Here is a 16,701-nt window from a genome sequence, read left to right as displayed (position 1 = left end):
CGCATTCACCCGCTGACGTCCGTCGTTCAGCAGTTTCGAAAGAGGAGCGAGTCATGAGTTCACCGCAAGACATCGTCATCGTCGCCGCGGCGCGCACGCCGATCGGCAAGTTCGGAGGGACGCTGTCCAAGACGCCGGCCAGCGAGCTGGGCGCGATCGTCATCCAGGAGCTGCTGCGCAGAAGCGGCCTGCAGCCCGACCAGATCAACGAGGTCATCCTCGGCCAGGTGCTGACCGCGGGCGTCGGGCAGAACCCGGCGCGCCAGGCCGTCATCAAGGCGGGCCTGCCGGTGACCGTGCCGGCGATGACGATCAACAAGGTCTGCGGCTCCGGCCTGAAGGCCGTGATGCTGGCCGCCCAGGCGATCCGCGACGGCGATTCGGACATCATCATCGCCGGCGGCCAGGAGAGCATGAGCCTGGCCCCGCACGTGCTGCCGGGCTCGCGCGAAGGCCAGCGCATGGGCGACTGGAAGCTGGTCGACACCATGATCACCGACGGCCTGTGGGACGTGTACAACCAGTACCACATGGGCATCACCGCCGAGAACGTGGCCAAGGAGTACCACGTCAGCCGCGCGCAGCAGGACGAGCTCGCGCTCGCCAGCCAGCAGAAGGCCGCGGCGGCGCAGGACGCGGGCCGCTTCACCGCCGAGATCGTGCCCGTGACGATCCCGCAGAAGAAGGGCGACCCGGTGGTGTTCGCCGCCGACGAGTTCATCAACCGCAAGTCCAACGCCGAGGCGCTGGCCGGTCTGAAGCCTGCCTTCGACAAGGCCGGTTCGGTGACCGCCGGCAACGCCTCGGGCCTGAACGACGGCGCCGCCGGCCTGGTGCTGATGACGGACGCCAAGGCCAAGGCGCTGGGCCTGACGCCGCTGGCGCGCCTGGCGTCGTACGCCAGCGCCGGCGTCGATCCCAAGACCATGGGCATGGGCCCGGTGCCCGCGTCGCGCAAGGCGCTGCAGCGCGCCGGCTGGCAGCCCAAGGACCTGGACCTGCTGGAGATCAACGAGGCCTTCGCCGCGCAGGCCTGCGCGGTGCATCAGGAAATGGGCTGGGACGTCAGCAAGGTCAACGTCAACGGCGGCGCGATCGCGCTGGGCCATCCGATCGGTGCGTCGGGCGCCCGCATCCTGGTCACGCTGCTGCACGAGATGATCAAGCGCGATGCGAAGAAGGGCATCGCCAGCCTGTGCATCGGCGGCGGCATGGGCGTCGCGCTCTGCGTCGAGCGCTGACACCCGGATCCTGAAACGCCGACGGCTTTCCGGCGTCGGCCTCTCCACGTTCTCGCGTCTTTCCCGTTTCGACATTCCAGACGCCCTGGCCGCGGACGCGGCGCCCCGGGGCGTCATACAGGAGGCAAACATGATCCAGAAAGTTGCATACGTCACCGGCGGGATGGGCGGCATCGGCACCGCCATCTGCCAGCGCCTCCACAAGGACGGCTTCAAGGTCATCGCCGGCTGCGGCCCCACCCGCGATCGCGGCAAGTGGCTGGCCGAGCAGGCCGAGCAGGGCTACAGCTTCTTCTGCTCCGCCGGCAACGTGGCCGACTGGGACTCGACCGTCGCCGCGTTCGAGGTGGCGATCGCCGAGCACGGCCCCATCGACGTGCTGGTCAACAACGCGGGCGTCACCAAGGACCGCATGTTCCTGAAGATGACCCGCGACGAGTGGGACACCGTCATCGACACCAACCTCAACAGCATGTTCAACGTCACCAAGCAGGTGGTGCCGGGCATGATCGACAAGGGCTGGGGCCGCATCATCAACATCTCCTCGGTCAACGGCGAGAAGGGCCAGGTCGGTCAGACCAACTACTCGGCGGCCAAGGCCGGCATGCACGGCTTCACGATGGCGCTGGCGCAGGAACTGGCGTCCAAGGGCGTCACGGTGAACACCGTCAGCCCGGGCTACATCGGCACCGACATGGTCAAGGCGGTGCGTCCCGACGTGCTCGAAAAGATCGTGGCGGGCATCCCGGTGAAGCGCCTCGGCGAGCCCGAGGAGATCGCCTCCATCGTCGGCTGGCTGGCGGGTGAGACCTCCGGCTTCACCACGGGTGCGGACTTCAGCTGCAACGGCGGCTTGCACATGGGGTGAACGAGGTCGAGGAGAAAGCGAACCCTTTCCCTCAGAACTCCGACGCAACGCCGGCAACTCCCTCGGGTTGCCGGCGTTGCCGTTTCTGTCGGAGAACTCCAGATGGCCCATACCCCGCGATCTTCTGTCGGTCGCCGTTCCGTGCTGCTCGCAGCCGCCGCCTCGGCGCTGCCCGCGATGTCCGTCCGCGCCGTGACGCCCGTCCGCGCCCCGGTGGCCAAGTCCCGACCCCTGCGCGTCGGCGTGATTGATCTCAGCTTCCACCGCGCCAGCGCCGGCGTCGTCGCTCAGGTGCTGGAGGCGGGCGATGTCGACCACCAATTCACCTTCGCACCGCATGAGCGCCTCTACGAGCGGCTGGGTCGCGGCGAACTGGACATGGCGGTGTCCGCCTGGATGCCAGGCAGCCACGGCGACTACGTGCGCACCTACGAGCACGAGTTGATCCGCCTGGGCGTGCTCTACCAGCCCTACGCGTTGTGGGGCGTGCCGGACTACGTGCCGGCAGTGGAACTCGCGACGGTGGGGGACCTGCGCCGCCCCGAGGTCGCCGGCCGGATGATCAAGCGCATCCAAGGGATCGCGCCAGGGGCGGGCATCAGCCGCTTCTCGCAGGAGATCATGCGGATGTACGACCTCGGCGCCCATGGCTACGAATTCGCCAACGGGTCGCTGGAGGCGTGCGTCGGCGCATTCGAATCCGCCATGGCGCAACAGCGCTGGGTGGTGGTGCCGCTCTGGCGCCCGCAGTACCTCCACGCGCGCTACAGGATCCGTGAACTGCGCGAGCCGCAGGGCCTGCTGCGAGGTGTGGACGACGCGACGCTGGTCCTGCGGCGCGACGCGCGCACGAAGATTCCCGATCGGACGCTCGCGATCCTGGCCGGCATGTCGCTGGGCAACGAGACCGTCGCGATGCTGGACGAGCGCGTCGGCCGGGAAGGGCAGCCGGCGGCAGCGGCCGCCGCCGAGTGGCTGCGGCGCGATCCCGATCGACTGGATCGTTGGGCGCTCGCCGGCCGACGCGTGCTGGAGGAGGCTCGCGCCTGAACCGCAGGTCGTCGGTCCGCAAGCGCCCAGGCCGCCTTGCGGCGGCCCGGGCCGTCGGGGCCGTCGGTCAAGCCGCGCTTCAGTCCTTCTTCATCAGCACCAGCAGCTGAGACAGGTTCTGCGCTGCCGCCTGCAGCTTGGGCAGCGACTGCTCCAGCAGCATCTGCGGCGGGGTGCGCGACGCATGCGTGCTGACGTTCATCGCCGCCACCACGCGGCCGTCGCGCCCGGTGAGGGGAACGGCCACGCTCAGCACGCCATCCTCCAGCTCCTGGTCCACCAGGCACCAGTGCTGGCGCCGCGCCTGTTCGATCGCGGCGCGCAGCTCCTCGTGCGAGCGCACTGTGTTGCTCGCGCGTCGCGCCAGCTGCACCTGCGCCACGCGGGTCTCGCGTTCCTCGACCGGCAGCGAGGCCAGCAGCACCCGGCCGGTCGCGGTCGCCCAGGCGGGCAGGCGGCTGCCGATGCCCATCGGGTCGGACAGGATCTTGCGCAGCGGCGCACGCAGCACGAAGACCACGTCGTCGCCGTCGAGCACCGCGATGGAGACGGACTCCCGCAGGTCGTTGGCCAGCTGGATGGCCACCGGCTCGGCGAAGCGCCACAGCGGCTGCGAAGACAGGTAGGCGAAGCCCAGGTCGAGGATCTTCGGCGTCAGCTCGAACAGCCGCCCCTCCGATCTCACGTAGCCCAGCGTCTGCAGCGTCAGCAGGATGCGACGCGCGCCGGCGCGCGTCAGCCCGCAGCGCTTGGCGACTTCCGTCAGCGTCTGCCGGGCGTGGTGGGTGTCGAAGGTCCGGATCACCGACAGGCCGCGCGCGAAGGATTGCACGTAGCTGTCGCCGGGCTTCAGGGGGGCGTTGATTGCGCTTTCGTCAGGAGACATGGACGTCATGACCGCAGTGAAGGATGGCCGCGAAACGTTAATATCGCGCCCGTTTCCAAGTGATGAGACAAGAGGTGAAGACCATGGCCATGGATGTTGTCGACTACGAAATCAAGGGTGCCGAGATGCAGTTCGTCGAGGTCGAACTCGACCCCGGCGAGGCAGCGATCGGCGAAGCCGGCAGCATGATGTTCATGGATGCCGGTATCGGCATGGACACGGTGTTCGGCGACGGGTCCGCCAACCAGGGCGGTTTCTTCGGAAAGTTGCTGGGCGCCGGCAAGCGGCTGGTGACCGGGGAATCGCTGTTCACCACGGTCTACACGAACCAGAGTCATGGGAAGTTGCGGGTCGCTTTCGCGGCGCCGTATCCCGGCAAGATCCTGCCGATGGACCTCGGCAAGCTCGGGGGCACGCTCATCTGCCAGAAGGACGCGTTCCTTTGCGCGGCCCGGGGCGTGTCGCTGGGGATTGCTCTCCAGCAGCGCCTGTCGACTGGCTTCTTCGGTGGCGAAGGGTTCATCATGCAGAAGCTCGATGGTGATGGGCTGGCCTTCGTGCATGCGGGGGGTACCGTGGTTCGACGTACGCTCCAACCCGGTCAGACGCTGCTGGTGGATACCGGCTGCGTCGTCGCCTACACGCCCAGCGTGAGTTTTGAGATCCAGTACGTAGGCAAGATCAAGACCGCCCTCTTCGGCGGCGAAGGTCTGTTCCTGGCCAAGATGACCGGACCGGGGGAAGTCTGGCTGCAGAGCCTGCCGTTCTCGCGCCTGGCCTCGCGCGTTTTCGCCGCAGCCCCGCAGCGCGGCGGCTCCCGGGAGGAGGGCGGCCTGTTGACCGGCCTGGCCGGCGGCGGATTGCTGGGCGGACTGCTGGGTGGCGACGACGAATAAGGCGTCTCCAGGCGTCAGAAAAACGCCAGGAAAGTTGCCCGAAAAAGTTCGCCATGCGCAGACTTGCTGCAACGCTGGCGGCAAGTCTGGCGCAACTGAATGCAACCGGCGCCTGCGCCGGCTCGCCTCGCGCCCGCACTTGCGGTCCGTCCGCGGGTCGACGTGAAGCCGGCGCCTCGAAACGCTCAAGAACGGCTCACGGAGCGGCCCCGTCAGGCGCCCAAGCCCGCATCAGCAGGGGCAGCGCGGCCCTGTTCCGGCCGGCGCCCAGGGGGAACCCGCCTACACTTGAGGGCTGCGTGGCGCTGGGCGCGTCGCGCATCTCCTGTTGAGGATCTCCATGCTGTCTTCCCTCGTGCGGCCCGTGCGGGCCGCCCTGGTCGTCACCGCCCTGGTCGCTGCCGGCCTGGGCGCGCTGACCGCGGCCCCGGCCGCCTACGCCTCCGTCGGCAGTCCCATCTTCGTGCTGAACTCGCTGGACGCCGACATCAGCGTCATCGACCCGAAGGGCTTCCGCGAGATCAAGCGCATCCCGACCGGCAAGGAGCCGCATCACCTCTACCTGACGCCCGACCGCAAGACCATGGTCGTGGCCAACGCACTGGGGGATTCGCTGACCTTCCTCGATCCGGTGACGGCCGAGGTGCAGCGCACCGTGCGCGGCATCCCCGATCCCTACCACCTGCGCTTCTCGCCCGACATGAAGTGGCTGGTGCTGGCCGGCAACCGCCTGGACCACGTCGACATCTACAAGTGGCAGCCGCAGAACGCGGCGCAGCCGCTGGCGCTGTTCAAGCGCTTCTCCGCGCCGAAGACGCCCAGCCACCTGTCCATCGACAGCCGGAGCAGCGTCGTCTACGCGAGCCTGCAGGACAGCAGCGAGCTGCTCTCCATCGACCTCAACACCATGGCCGTGCGCTGGAAGATCCCCGTCGGGAAGCTGCCCGCCGACCTGTACCTGACGCCGGACGACAAGTACCTGCTGGTCGCGCTGACCGGCGAGCGCAGCGTCGAGGTCTACGACGTCAGCGGCGCTCAGCCCAGGCTGGCCAAGCGCATCGAGACCGGCGACGGCGCGCACTCGTTCCGCGCGCTCGGCGACAGGAAGCACGTGCTGGTGAGCAACCGCGCGGCCAACACGATCAGCAAGATCGCGCTGGCGGATTTCAGCGTCGTCGACACCTTCAAGGCGCCCGGCGGTCCGGACGACATGGAGATCCTGACCGACGGCCGCACGCTGATGTTCACCTCGCGCTGGGCCCGCAAGCTGACGGTGATGGACCTGCAGACCAAGCAGATCCTGCAGCAGGTCAAGGTCGGCAAGTCGCCGCACGGCGTCTGGACGCTCGACCAGATGCCGCGCCAGTGAGTGCGACCGCACCCAGGCTGCTTCCCGTGAAGACTTCGCCCGTTCCGCGCTCCGCGCGCCGTCATCTGCTGCGCGGCGCCTTGCGTCATGGCGCGGCGCTGTTCGTCGGCCTGACCGCGGTCGTGCAGGCGCAGCCGCAGTCCGCGTCGGCACCGACCGGCGCGCCCTGCGACAAGCCCGTCTACCTGACCTTCGACACCGGCCACATGGGCGTCGCGCCGCTGATCGTCGACACGCTCAAGCGCTTCGACGCGAAGGCCACGTTCTTCCTGGCCCAGGAACCGACGATGGACGGCGGGCAGACGCTGGACGACAAGTGGGCGCCGTGGTGGAAGCAACTGGCCGAGCAGGGCCACGATTTCGGCTCGCACACCTGGTACCACGACGCCTGGTCGGCGGACCTGCCCGACGGGAGGTTCCGCTTCAAGCGCGCCGCGGGCGAGCAGGTGCCGCAGAACGTCGTGCTGAGCGCGTCGGAGTACTGCGAGGAACTCAAGCGCCCCGCGCGGCGCTTCCTCGAGATGACCGGCCGGCCGATGTCCATGATCTTCCGCGCGCCGGCCGGGCGCACGTCGCCGGCGCTGCTCGCGGCGGCGCAGGCCTGCGGCTTCCGCCATGTGGGCTGGAACCCGTCGGGTTTCCTCGGCGACGAACTGCCGAGCGACAAGTTCCCCAATCAGGCGCTGCTGGAGCAGGCGCTGCGACGCGTCAAGCCGGGCGACATCCTGATGGCCCACCTGGGCATCTGGTCGCGCCAGGATCCGTGGGCGCCGACGGTGCTGGAGCCGCTGCTGCAGGGATTGAAAAACCGGGGCATGTGCTTCGCGCCGTTGCGCGATCATCCGGAGTACGTCGCGTGGATGCGCAAGCCTCAGGAGGCGGTCGCGCTGAAGGCGACGTCGGCATCGACATCGACGCCCACGGCGGCATCCGGCGGCGGCACCGCGGTGCCGGGCACCAAGGACGCGCTGAGGCGCTGATGCATCGCTTTCCAGGAGGACCGACGGCGTGATGGACTGGTTCACCGATCTGTTCGGACAGGCGCAGCAGGCGCTGTTCGAGAGCGTCATTCAACCGATCGTGTTCAACCTCGGCTACGGCAACCTGCTCGAGGACGCGTTCGACGCGACCGGCTGGCTGCTGGTCGGCCTGATCCAGATCGTCGTGATGCTGGCCGTGATCGGTTCGCTGCAGCGCTGGCGTCCGGCCGAAGCCGTCACCGACCGCCACGCGATCCGCATCGACATCGTCTACACGCTGATCCAGCGGCTGGGGCTGTTCCGGCTGGTCATGTTCTTCTCGCTGGAGCCGCTGTTCGACGGCGCCGTCGGCGAGATGCGCATGCACGGCATCCCGACCTTCCAGCTCGACGCACTGTGGCCCGGCGTCACCGACGTGGCCTGGGTCAGCTTCGTGATCTACCTCGTCGCCTTCGACCTGCTGATGTACTGGCTACATCGCGCGCAGCACTCGTGGAACTGGTGGTGGGCGCTGCACTCGCTGCACCACAGCCAGCGCCAGATGACGATGTGGAGCGACAGCCGCAACCACCTGCTCGACGACCTGATCATCGACAGCGCCGTGGCGATCACGGCGCGGCTGATCGGGGTCGGTCCCGGACAGTTCGTCGCGCTGATCGCGATCTCGCAATTGCTGGAGAACCTGCAGCACGCCAACCTGCGGCTGACCTTCGGCCTGATCGGCGAGCGGCTGCTGGTGAGCCCGCGCTTCCACCGGCTGCACCACTCGATCGGCATCGGCCACGAGAACTTCGGCCGCGGCACCCTGGGCGGCCACAACTTCGCGGTGATGTTCCCGATCTGGGACGTGCTGTTCCGCACCGCCAACTTCGAGGACCGCTGGGACCCGACCGGCGTGCGCGACCAGTTGCCCGAAGAGGGCGGCCGCGACTACGGACGCGGCTTCTGGGCGCAGCAGTGGCTGGGTCTCAAGCGGCTCGCCGGACGTGACAAGATCGCGGCCGCGCCCGGCGATGGCTCCAGCCCGTCCGGCGGCGCGCCCATGGACATCGCCGGCCGCGCGCCGGCCGGAGGGAACGACTGATGATCAAGCCGATGAGCCGCCTCGCGGACTCGTTCTGGCGTGCCGCCGCGTACTGCCTGCATCCGCGGGTGATCGGCCTGTCGCTGCTGCCGCTGATCGTCTCGGCGGCGCTGGCCTTCGGCCTGGGCTACTTCTTCTGGGAAGCGGCGGTCGCCGGCGTGCGCGCGACGATGGAGTCGTGGAGCCTCATCGACGGCATGCTGAAGTGGCTGGACAGCCTGGGCGCCGCGTCCTTTCGCACCGTGCTCGCGCCCATTGTCGTGCTGGCGATGGCCGTGCCGGCGCTGGTCGTGCTCAGCCTGCTGCTGGTGGCGCTGCTGATGACGCCGTCCATGGTGGACCTGGTGGCGCAGCGACGCTTCGCCAGCCTGGAGCGCAAGCGCGGCGCGGGCTTCGTCGCCAGCCTGAGCTGGTCGCTGGGCCACACGGTGCTGTGCGTCGTGCTGCTGATCGCCTCGCTGCCGTTCTGGCTGATCCCGCCGCTGGCACTGATCCTGCCGCCGCTGATCTGGGGCTGGCTGGGCTACCGCGTCTTCACCTTCGACGTGCTCGCCGAACATGCGTCCGGCCCCGAGCGCCGGCGTCTCATCAGCGAGCACCGGATGCCGCTGCTCGTGCTCGGTCTGGCGACGGGCTACCTCGGCGCGGCCCCCGCCGCGATCTGGGCGCTGGGCGCGCTGACCATCGCCTTCGCGCCGGTGCTGATCCTGGTCTCGGTGTGGCTGTACACGCTGGTCTTCGCGTTCAGCTCGCTGTGGTTCGCGCATTACGCGCTGGCCGCGCTGCAGGAAATGCGCCGCGCCGACACCGTGTCCGACCGCGCGCCCGATCCGGTGATGGACGCGCTGCCGGCGAACTACGCGACCGTGCCGCCGCTCATCACGAACGACGCCGACGATGGCGTCGACGATCCGGAACCCCGCAGGAATCCCGCATGAACATCGGCCTCTTCATCATCGGCGACGAGATCCTGTCCGGGAAGCGGCAGGACAAGCATCTGTCCAAGGTGATCGAGTTCCTGAGCGCGCGCGGTCTGTCGCTCGCCTGGGCGAAGTACCTCGGCGATGACCGCGAACAGCTGATCCGCGAGTACCGCGCCGCCTTCGACAGCGGCGACCTGTTCTTCAGCTGCGGCGGCATCGGCGCGACGCCGGACGACCACACGCGGCAGGCCGCGGCGGCGGCGCTGGACCGGCCGCTCGAACTGCATCCCGAGGCCGCGGAGCTGATCTGGCAACGTGTCCAGCAGATGGCGGCGGAGCAGGGCACCACGCCCGAGCGCGACCACCCCGACACGCAGCGCCGCATGGAGATGGGCGTGTTCCCGCAAGGGGCCGCGATCATCCCGAACCCGTACAACAAGATCCCCGGCTTCTCGATCGGCCGCGCCTACTTCGTCCCGGGCTTCCCGGTGATGGCGCATCCGATGATCGAGTGGGTCCTGGACCACCTGCACGCCGACCTGCACCGCGAGGTCGGCACGCGCGAGCGCTCGCTCATCGTGCAGGGCGCGATGGAAGCCAGCCTGACGCCGCTGATGGAACGCGTCGAGGCCGACTTCCCCGGCATCAAGGTCTTCTCGCTGCCCAGCGTCGACCACCCGCAGTGGGGGCGCCACATCGAGCTGGGCGTCAAGGGCGACGCGGCCGCCATGGACGCCGCCTACGCCGCCCTGCGAGCGGGCGTCGTCCAGTTTGGTGCCTCCATCAGCACTGAATTGGTGCGATGATGCACCGATTCGGACAGGTGTCCGGACGATGTCACGGACGGTCCGACGGCGGTCCTCTCTGATCGACGACCGCCGCCCCCGTCTGGCGCGTTGGGCATCAAGGGCTTGCGCGTCATGCACCGCTCTGGCGCCTGACTGTCACCGTGCCGCCATCTGTTGGCATGCAAACTGCTAAATCGTCCCCGCTGGGCCGTTGCCCCACGACTCTTTCTTTCTCATCCAGCCCCCTCTAGGAGTGATTGATGGCCACCAAGACCGTCGCCGACGTGATGAACCTGGTCAAGGAGCACGAAGTCAAGTTCGTTGACTTCCGCTTCACCGACACGCGCGGCAAGGAGCAGCACGTGACCGTGCCCGTCTCCCATTTCGACGAAGACAAGTTCTCGGAAGGCCATGCCTTCGACGGCTCCTCGATCGCCGGCTGGAAGGGCATCGAAGCCTCCGACATGCTGCTGATGCCGGACCCGAACACGGCCAACATCGACCCGTTCTTCGAAGAGCCGACGCTGATCCTGAGCTGCGACGTCATCGACCCGACCGACGGCAAGGCCTATGAGCGCGACCCGCGTTCGCTGGCCCGTCGCGCCGAGGCCTACCTGAAGTCCTCCGGCCTGGGCGACACCGCCTACTTCGGTCCGGAGCCCGAGTTCTTCATCTTCGACAGCGTCCGCTGGAACGTCGACATGTCCGGCTCGTTCGTCAAGATCGAATCGGAAGAAGCCGCCTGGAACACCGGCAAGGACTACGAGCACGGCAACAGCGGCTACCGTCCGACCGTCAAGGGCGGCTACTTCCCGGTGCCCCCGGTCGACAGCGGCCAGGACATGCGCTCGGAGATGTGCCTGATCCTGGAACAGATGGGCATCCCCGTCGAAGTCCACCACCACGAGGTCGCGAACGCCGGCCAGATGGAGATCGGCACCAAGTTCAGCTCGCTGGTCCAGCGCGCCGACTGGCTGCAGCTGCAGAAGTACATCATCCAGAACGTCGCGCACGCCTACGGCAAGACCGCCACGTTCATGCCGAAGCCCATCGTCGGCGACAACGGCTCGGGCATGCACGTGCACCAGTCGGTCTGGAAGGACGGCAAGAACCTGTTCGCCGGTGACGGCTACGCCGGCCTGAGCGACTTCGCGCTGTACTACATCGGCGGCATCATCAAGCACGCCCGCGCGCTGAACGCCATCACCAACCCGGGTACCAACTCGTACAAGCGTCTGGTGCCCGGCTTCGAAGCGCCGGTGAAGCTGGCCTACTCGGCCAAGAACCGCTCGGCCTCGATCCGCATCCCGTACGTGGCCAACCCCAAGGGCCGCCGCATCGAGGCGCGTTTCCCGGATCCCTCGGCCAACCCGTACCTGGCCTTCGCCGCGCTGCTGATGGCCGGTCTGGACGGCGTGGAAAACAAGATCCATCCGGGCGAAGCCGCCACGAAGGACCTGTACCACCTGCCGCCGGAAGAAGACGCGAAGATCCCGACCGTCTGCCACTCGCTGGACCAGGCGCTGGAGTATCTGGACAAGGACCGCGCGTTCCTGACCAAGGGCGGCGTGTTCACCGACAGCTTCATCGATGCCTACATCGAACTGAAGATGCAGGAAGTCCAGCGCTTCCGCATGACCACCCACCCGGTCGAGTTCGACATGTACTACTCGCTGTGATCGTCCGCGCGGAGAGCGCCATGACCGCTTCGGCACGGCCCGCTCCGCACGTTCGTCGCACCGCACAGGGACGGCTTCGGCCGTCCCTTTTCTTTTGGCGTACGTGGCCCGGCGTCTCGGACCTCCCACATGCGAACACCTGGCAACAGCGCGTGAGTGCCCGCTCTCGCCCAGGGGTGACTGATTGCGTCACAATGCCCGACGACTCTGGTCAGTTAGAAGCAGGGAATGCAGATGACGCTGCAGCACACGCGGGTGGGACGTACTTGGTTGGCGACGATGCTGACCGCCATGATGGGCATGGCGGCCGGGCAGGCGTCGGCGCAGGGCGTGGTGTATCGCTGCCCCGGCCCGCCGGTGCTGTACACCGACGCCATCTCGGCCAAGGAAGCCGCCGACAAGGGCTGTCGCAGCATCGAGGGCACGCCGATCTCCGTGATCGCGCCCAGCAAGCCGCGCCCGGTGACGACGCCGGCGCCCACCTCCGGTTCGGGAGGGCAGGGTGACCTCAAGGTCGACGGCAAGGACCAGCGCGTGCGCGACGACGACCGCCGCCGCATCCTGGAGCAGGAGCTGCGCGACGCGGAAGGCAAGCTCGCCAAGGTCCAGGCGGAATACAACGGCGGCCAGCCCGAGCGCCGCGGCGACGAACGCAACTACCAGAAGTACCTGGACCGCACGACCGAGCTCAAGGCTTCGGTCACGCGCCAGGAGGCCGACGTCCAGGCCATCAAGCGCGAGCTCGCCAAGCTGCCGCCGCCCAACCTCTGATCGAGGGACGGCGGGTCTGGCCGCAGGGGTCGGGGTGTCGCGCGACGATGGCGACACGAGCGACACCGCATGAAGACGCCCGCCCCCGTTTCACACCCCACGCACGACGCCTACAACGCGCAGTACGCCTGCTTCGACCTGCTCGCGACCCTGGTCGCCGTGGTCCAGGCCGACGGCACCTGCGAGTTCGCCAACACCGCCGTCGAGACGCTGTTCAACCTGCCGCGCCGCGCGGTCCAGGGCAGCAACCTGCTCGAATGGTTCGTCGACACCGGCCGAGTGGTCGAGGCGCTCGAAGAGGTGAGCCGCAACGCGTTCTCCAGTTCGCGCTTCGACGCGATCATCCGCCGCGGTCCGCGCACGCATGACGATCTGCTGCCGGTGCACGTGATCGTCAGCCAGACCGACGATCCGCAGCGGCTGGTGATCGAGCTGATCGAGAACGCGCAGCAGACGCGCCAGGACCGCGAGGAGCGCAACCTCGACCAGGTCCACGCGACCAAGGAACTGACGCGCAACCTCGCACACGAAATCAAGAACCCCCTGGGCGGCATCCGCGGCGCGGCGCAGCTGCTGGCGCTGGAGCTGCAGCCCACCGACCTGTGGCCGGAGCTCGAGGAATACACCGAGGTCATCATCCACGAGGCCGACCGGCTGCAGTCGCTGGTGGACCGGCTGCTGGCGCCGCACCGGCGCGCGCAGGTGGTGGGCGATGTCAACATCCATGAGGTCTGCGAGCGTGTGCGCTCGCTGGTGCTGGCGCAGTACCCGCGCGGGCTGACGATGGTCCGGGACTACGACATCTCGCTGCCCGATTTCCGCGGCGACCGCGAGCAGCTGATCCAGGCGGTGCTCAACATCGTCCAGAACGCGGCGCAGGCGCTGCATGAACACATCCACGCGGGCGACGCCGTCATCGCGCTGCGCACGCGCGTGGCCCGGCAGGTGACGATAGGCAAGCAGCGGTGGCGCTTGGCATTGGAATTGCATATCGAAGACAACGGCCCGGGCGTGCCCGAAGAGATCAAGGACCGCATCTTCTTTCCGCTGGTATCAGGGAGGGATGGCGGCTCCGGTCTCGGGCTGACGCTGGCGCAGACGATCGCCCAACAGCACCAGGGCATGATCGATTGCGACAGCCAGCCGGGTCGGACCGATTTCCGAATCACCCTGCCTTTGCCTTGAGCCGCGGCCACAAGCCGACAACGAGGGAAAGGGGAGCCATAGATGAAGTCGATCTGGATTGTTGACGACGACCATTCCATCCGTTTTGTTCTCGAGAAGGCGTTGACGCGCGAAGGGCTGCCGGTGCGCAGCTTCAGCCAGACCCGCGAGGTGCTGGCCGCGCTGGAGGAGGACACGCCGCAGGTGCTGGTGTCGGACATCCGCATGCCGGGCGGCTCGGGCCTGGAGCTGCTGAGCACGATCAAGAAGCAGCTGCCGGGGCTGCCGGTGATCATCATGACGGCGTACTCGGACCTGGACAGCGCGGTGAGCGCGTTCCAGGGCGGGGCCTTCGAATACCTGCCCAAGCCCTTCGACCTGCCGCGCGCGGTGGAGCTGATCCGGCGCGCGCAGGAGGAGAGCCAGCGCGAGGCCGTCGGCGCCGCCGAGACGGTGCAGATGCCCGAGATGCTGGGCCAGGCGCCGGCGATGCAGGACGTGTTCCGCGCGATCGGCCGCTTGAGCCAGAGCCACGTGACGGTGCTGATCACCGGCGAGTCGGGCTCGGGCAAGGAGCTGGTGGCGCGCGCGCTGCACAAGCACAGCCCGCGTGCGGAAGGACCGTTCGTCGCGATCAACACGGCGGCGATCCCGAAGGACCTGCTGGAGTCGGAACTCTTCGGCCACGAGCGCGGCGCCTTCACCGGCGCGCAGGCGACGCGGCGCGGCCGCTTCGAGCAGGCCGAGGGCGGCACGCTGTTCCTGGACGAGATCGGCGACATGCCGCTGGACCTGCAGACGCGGCTGCTGCGCGTGCTGTCGGACGGCCAGTTCTATCGTGTCGGCGGACACAGCCCGCAGAAGGCGAACGTGCGCGTGGTCGCGGCGACGCATCAGAACCTGGAGACGCTGGTCAAGGAAGGGCGCTTCCGCGAGGACCTGTTCCACCGGCTGAACGTGATCCGCCTGAGATTGCCGCCGCTGCGCGAGCGCCGCGAGGACGTGCCGCTGTTGGCGCGCTACTTCCTCCAGCGCAGCGCGGGCGAACTGGGCGTCGAGCCCAAGCGCCTGGCGGAAGCGGCATTGCAGCGTTTGGTGAACTTCGATTTCCCGGGCAACGTGCGGCAGCTGGAGAACATCTGCCATTGGCTGAGCGTGATGGCGCCCAGCTTGGTGGTCGAGGCCAAGGACCTGCCGCAGGAGCTGCTCGCGACGCCGGGTGCGCCTGGATCGGCGATCTCCGCGACGATGTCGTCGGACGTGATGCCGCTGGCGAGCGGGCTGACGAGTTCGGCTGCGGCGACGTCCATGCCGCTGCCTGCGGTGGCGATTCCGCCGTCGCCGGATGCGTGGGTGGCGGAGATGGCGCGCGAGGCCAGACGCCTGCTCGCGGCCGGCGAGCCCAACGTGTGGGATGTGCTGACGCGCCGCTTCGAGGCCAGCCTGATCCTGACCGCGCTGGACCTCACGCGCGGCCGCCGCATCGAAGCCGCGCAGAAGCTGGGCATCGGGCGCAACACGATCACGCGCAAGATTCAGGAACTGAATCTCGACGCCTGAGTGTCGTTGCGCTCACGCGCAACGATGAGTGTGGAACGGCGGCCTGACGGCCGCCGTTTTCTTTGAGCGTCCGCAGCGCAGAGCGGCTCTCGGGCCTTCGCCAGCAAGCGGGCTTGGCCACGCAATGGCTTCAGTACTGCCACCGCCGCTGGCCCTCACCCCCACCCTCTCCCGCAAGCGGGAGAGGGAGCGAGAATGCACCGAGCTGCCCCCCGATGGCGCCACCCGTCTTGCTCCCTCTCCCGCTTGCGGGAGAGGGCAGGGGTGAGGGGCGCGCGCAGCGCGCGGGGTCTGGGCAGTCATGTGGCCTCTTGCTCCCGGTCGCGGGAGCGAGCGGGGGTGAGTGCCAGCGATCTCACACAGGAATGCGGCTCAGCATCAAGGGGCGGAACGGCCCTTCTTGTCGAGCCACACCCCCAGCCCCTGCGCATTGAGTTCCACATCCATCGCGAGCAATGCCGCCACGCGTGTCGGCGGCATGCGCTCGCCGCAGTGTTCGATCGCGCGGCGCTGGTACAGCGCGAGCAGCTCGCGCTTGAGCGCGACGTGCCGATCCGGCGCGTCCTTCAGCCGCAGCGCGATCGCTTCCATCTCGTCGATCTGCGCCACCAGCAGACCCGCGAGGCGCTCGACGTCCGCCTCGTCACGACCCACGACGCTGTAGTGCGTCAGGTACATGCACGACGGATGCGTCGCCATCATCCGTGCGATGGAGGCGCGCAGCGCGTCCGGCTCGAACTGCACCGGCGTGCTCGTCGGCATGATCCACGCGCCGCGCTCGGGATCGTCGAACTCCCGGTATGACAGTCCGAAGGTATCGCCGGTAAACCAGCCCGCGCTCGCCTCGTCCCACACGCAGTGGTGATGGCGCGCATGCCCCGGCGTGTCGATCAGGCGCAGCGTGCGACTGCCGACGGTGACGCGCTGCTCGTCGCTGCTCACCTGCGCGCGCGACTCCGGCACGCCCATCAACTCGCCGTAGGAGCGACGCATCTCCGCCTCGCCGTACACCGCGAGCGCACCGGCCCACAGCGCCGACGGATCGACCATGTGCCGCAGTCCGCGCGGATGCACCAGCATCGTCGCCGAGGGCAGTTCCGCCATCAGCGGGCCGACGCCGCCGGCATGGTCCAGGTGCACGTGCGTCGGGATCACCCAGTCCACCGCGTCGCGCGGCACGCCGAGCGCCTCCAGCGCGCCAAGCAGCCGCGGCAGCGCCAGCCGCGTGCCGGTGTCGATGAAGGCCGCGCGCCCGCTGTCGACGATCAGGTAGCACGCATCGAAATGATCGCGCTGGAACGCCGTGTCGATGGCGTAGACGCCGGGGACCAGCGGTTCCAGATACGACGGCAGCGATGCCGGGGCCGAGGGCAGGGCGGTGGTGGCGCTCACGGGCGGTCTCCGGGTCGGGTTCTTAGAATGGTGTTTAGATTACAAGGACC

15 protein-coding genes are annotated in these 16,701 nt (G+C 68.3%); 13 read left to right on the top strand and 2 right to left on the bottom strand.

The window, feature by feature from the left end:
• The first annotated feature begins 53 nt into the window (after nt 1-53).
• The 3 genes from ACQZ13_RS22620 (at nt 54) to ACQZ13_RS22610 (ending at nt 3,159) form a co-directional block, all read left to right on the top strand.
• On the top strand, nt 54-1,241 hold the full coding sequence (locus tag ACQZ13_RS22620; protein WP_088408985.1) for an acetyl-CoA C-acetyltransferase: 1,188 nt from the start codon (nt 54-56) through the stop codon (nt 1,239-1,241).
• 130 nt (nt 1,242-1,371) lie between these two features.
• The gene (gene phbB, locus ACQZ13_RS22615) at nt 1,372-2,109 is read left to right on the top strand and encodes an acetoacetyl-CoA reductase (RefSeq protein ID WP_431048180.1); all 738 of its coding nucleotides are present in this window, start codon (nt 1,372-1,374) and stop codon (nt 2,107-2,109) included.
• 102 nt (nt 2,110-2,211) lie between these two features.
• Nucleotides 2,212-3,159 (top strand): glycine betaine ABC transporter substrate-binding protein, encoded by a 948-nt coding sequence (locus ACQZ13_RS22610; protein ID WP_431048179.1) that lies wholly within the window; start codon nt 2,212-2,214, stop codon nt 3,157-3,159.
• Nucleotides 3,160-3,238: 79 nt separating this feature from the next.
• Here ACQZ13_RS22610 and ACQZ13_RS22605 read toward each other — a convergent pair whose 3' ends face one another.
• Entirely contained in the window at nt 3,239-4,045 is an 807-nt protein-coding gene (locus ACQZ13_RS22605) for an IclR family transcriptional regulator domain-containing protein (protein WP_088409025.1), read from the bottom strand.
• A gap of 83 nt (nt 4,046-4,128) precedes the next feature.
• Between ACQZ13_RS22605 and ACQZ13_RS22600 the strand changes: the two genes are divergently transcribed.
• The 10 genes from ACQZ13_RS22600 (at nt 4,129) to ntrC (ending at nt 15,259) form a co-directional block, all read left to right on the top strand.
• Nucleotides 4,129-4,941: a TIGR00266 family protein gene (locus ACQZ13_RS22600; RefSeq protein WP_088409026.1), complete on the top strand. Its 813-nt coding sequence runs from the start codon at nt 4,129-4,131 to the stop codon at nt 4,939-4,941.
• Between the two features lie 340 nt (nt 4,942-5,281).
• On the top strand, nt 5,282-6,310 hold the full coding sequence (locus ACQZ13_RS22595; RefSeq protein ID WP_431048178.1) for a YncE family protein: 1,029 nt from the start codon (nt 5,282-5,284) through the stop codon (nt 6,308-6,310).
• A 110-nt stretch (nt 6,311-6,420) separates the two neighbouring features.
• On the top strand, nt 6,421-7,290 hold the full coding sequence (locus ACQZ13_RS22590) for a polysaccharide deacetylase family protein (RefSeq protein WP_431053350.1): 870 nt from the start codon (nt 6,421-6,423) through the stop codon (nt 7,288-7,290).
• A 31-nt stretch (nt 7,291-7,321) separates the two neighbouring features.
• Complete coding sequence (locus ACQZ13_RS22585) at nt 7,322-8,374, top strand: sterol desaturase family protein (protein WP_431048177.1); 1,053 nt, start codon at nt 7,322-7,324, stop codon at nt 8,372-8,374.
• Between the two features lie 11 nt (nt 8,375-8,385).
• Nucleotides 8,386-9,312, top strand: coding sequence for an EI24 domain-containing protein (locus ACQZ13_RS22580; protein WP_431053348.1), 927 nt, complete (start codon nt 8,386-8,388; stop codon nt 9,310-9,312).
• Nucleotides 9,309-10,103 carry a competence/damage-inducible protein A gene (locus tag ACQZ13_RS22575; protein WP_431048176.1) on the top strand — a complete coding sequence of 265 codons (795 nt, stop codon included), beginning with the start codon at nt 9,309-9,311 and terminating at the stop codon, nt 10,101-10,103. The genes ACQZ13_RS22580 and ACQZ13_RS22575 overlap by 4 nt, the downstream gene beginning before the upstream one ends.
• Nucleotides 10,104-10,345: 242 nt before the next feature.
• On the top strand, nt 10,346-11,764 hold the full coding sequence (gene glnA, locus ACQZ13_RS22570; RefSeq protein ID WP_088408990.1) for a type I glutamate--ammonia ligase: 1,419 nt from the start codon (nt 10,346-10,348) through the stop codon (nt 11,762-11,764).
• A 228-nt stretch (nt 11,765-11,992) separates the two neighbouring features.
• Nucleotides 11,993-12,535: a hypothetical protein gene (locus ACQZ13_RS22565; protein ID WP_431048175.1), complete on the top strand. Its 543-nt coding sequence runs from the start codon at nt 11,993-11,995 to the stop codon at nt 12,533-12,535.
• 69 nt (nt 12,536-12,604) lie between these two features.
• Nucleotides 12,605-13,720, top strand: a complete 1,116-nt coding sequence (gene glnL / locus ACQZ13_RS22560; RefSeq protein ID WP_431048174.1) for a nitrogen regulation protein NR(II) — start codon at nt 12,605-12,607, stop codon at nt 13,718-13,720.
• 42 nt (nt 13,721-13,762) lie between these two features.
• Nucleotides 13,763-15,259: a nitrogen regulation protein NR(I) gene (gene ntrC, locus ACQZ13_RS22555; protein ID WP_088408992.1), complete on the top strand. Its 1,497-nt coding sequence runs from the start codon at nt 13,763-13,765 to the stop codon at nt 15,257-15,259.
• Nucleotides 15,260-15,637: 378 nt separating this feature from the next.
• On the opposite strand, the gene ACQZ13_RS22550 is transcribed toward ntrC, so the two are convergent.
• Entirely contained in the window at nt 15,638-16,651 is a 1,014-nt protein-coding gene (locus ACQZ13_RS22550; RefSeq protein ID WP_431048173.1) for an MBL fold metallo-hydrolase, read from the bottom strand.
• Between the last annotated feature and the right edge of the window lie 50 nt (nt 16,652-16,701).

The sequence above is a fragment of the Roseateles sp. L2-2 genome (assembly GCF_050613215.1).
Lineage (GTDB): Bacteria > Pseudomonadota > Gammaproteobacteria > Burkholderiales > Burkholderiaceae_C > Roseateles > Roseateles noduli.
This window is presented reverse-complemented; position numbering and strand designations above follow the sequence as displayed.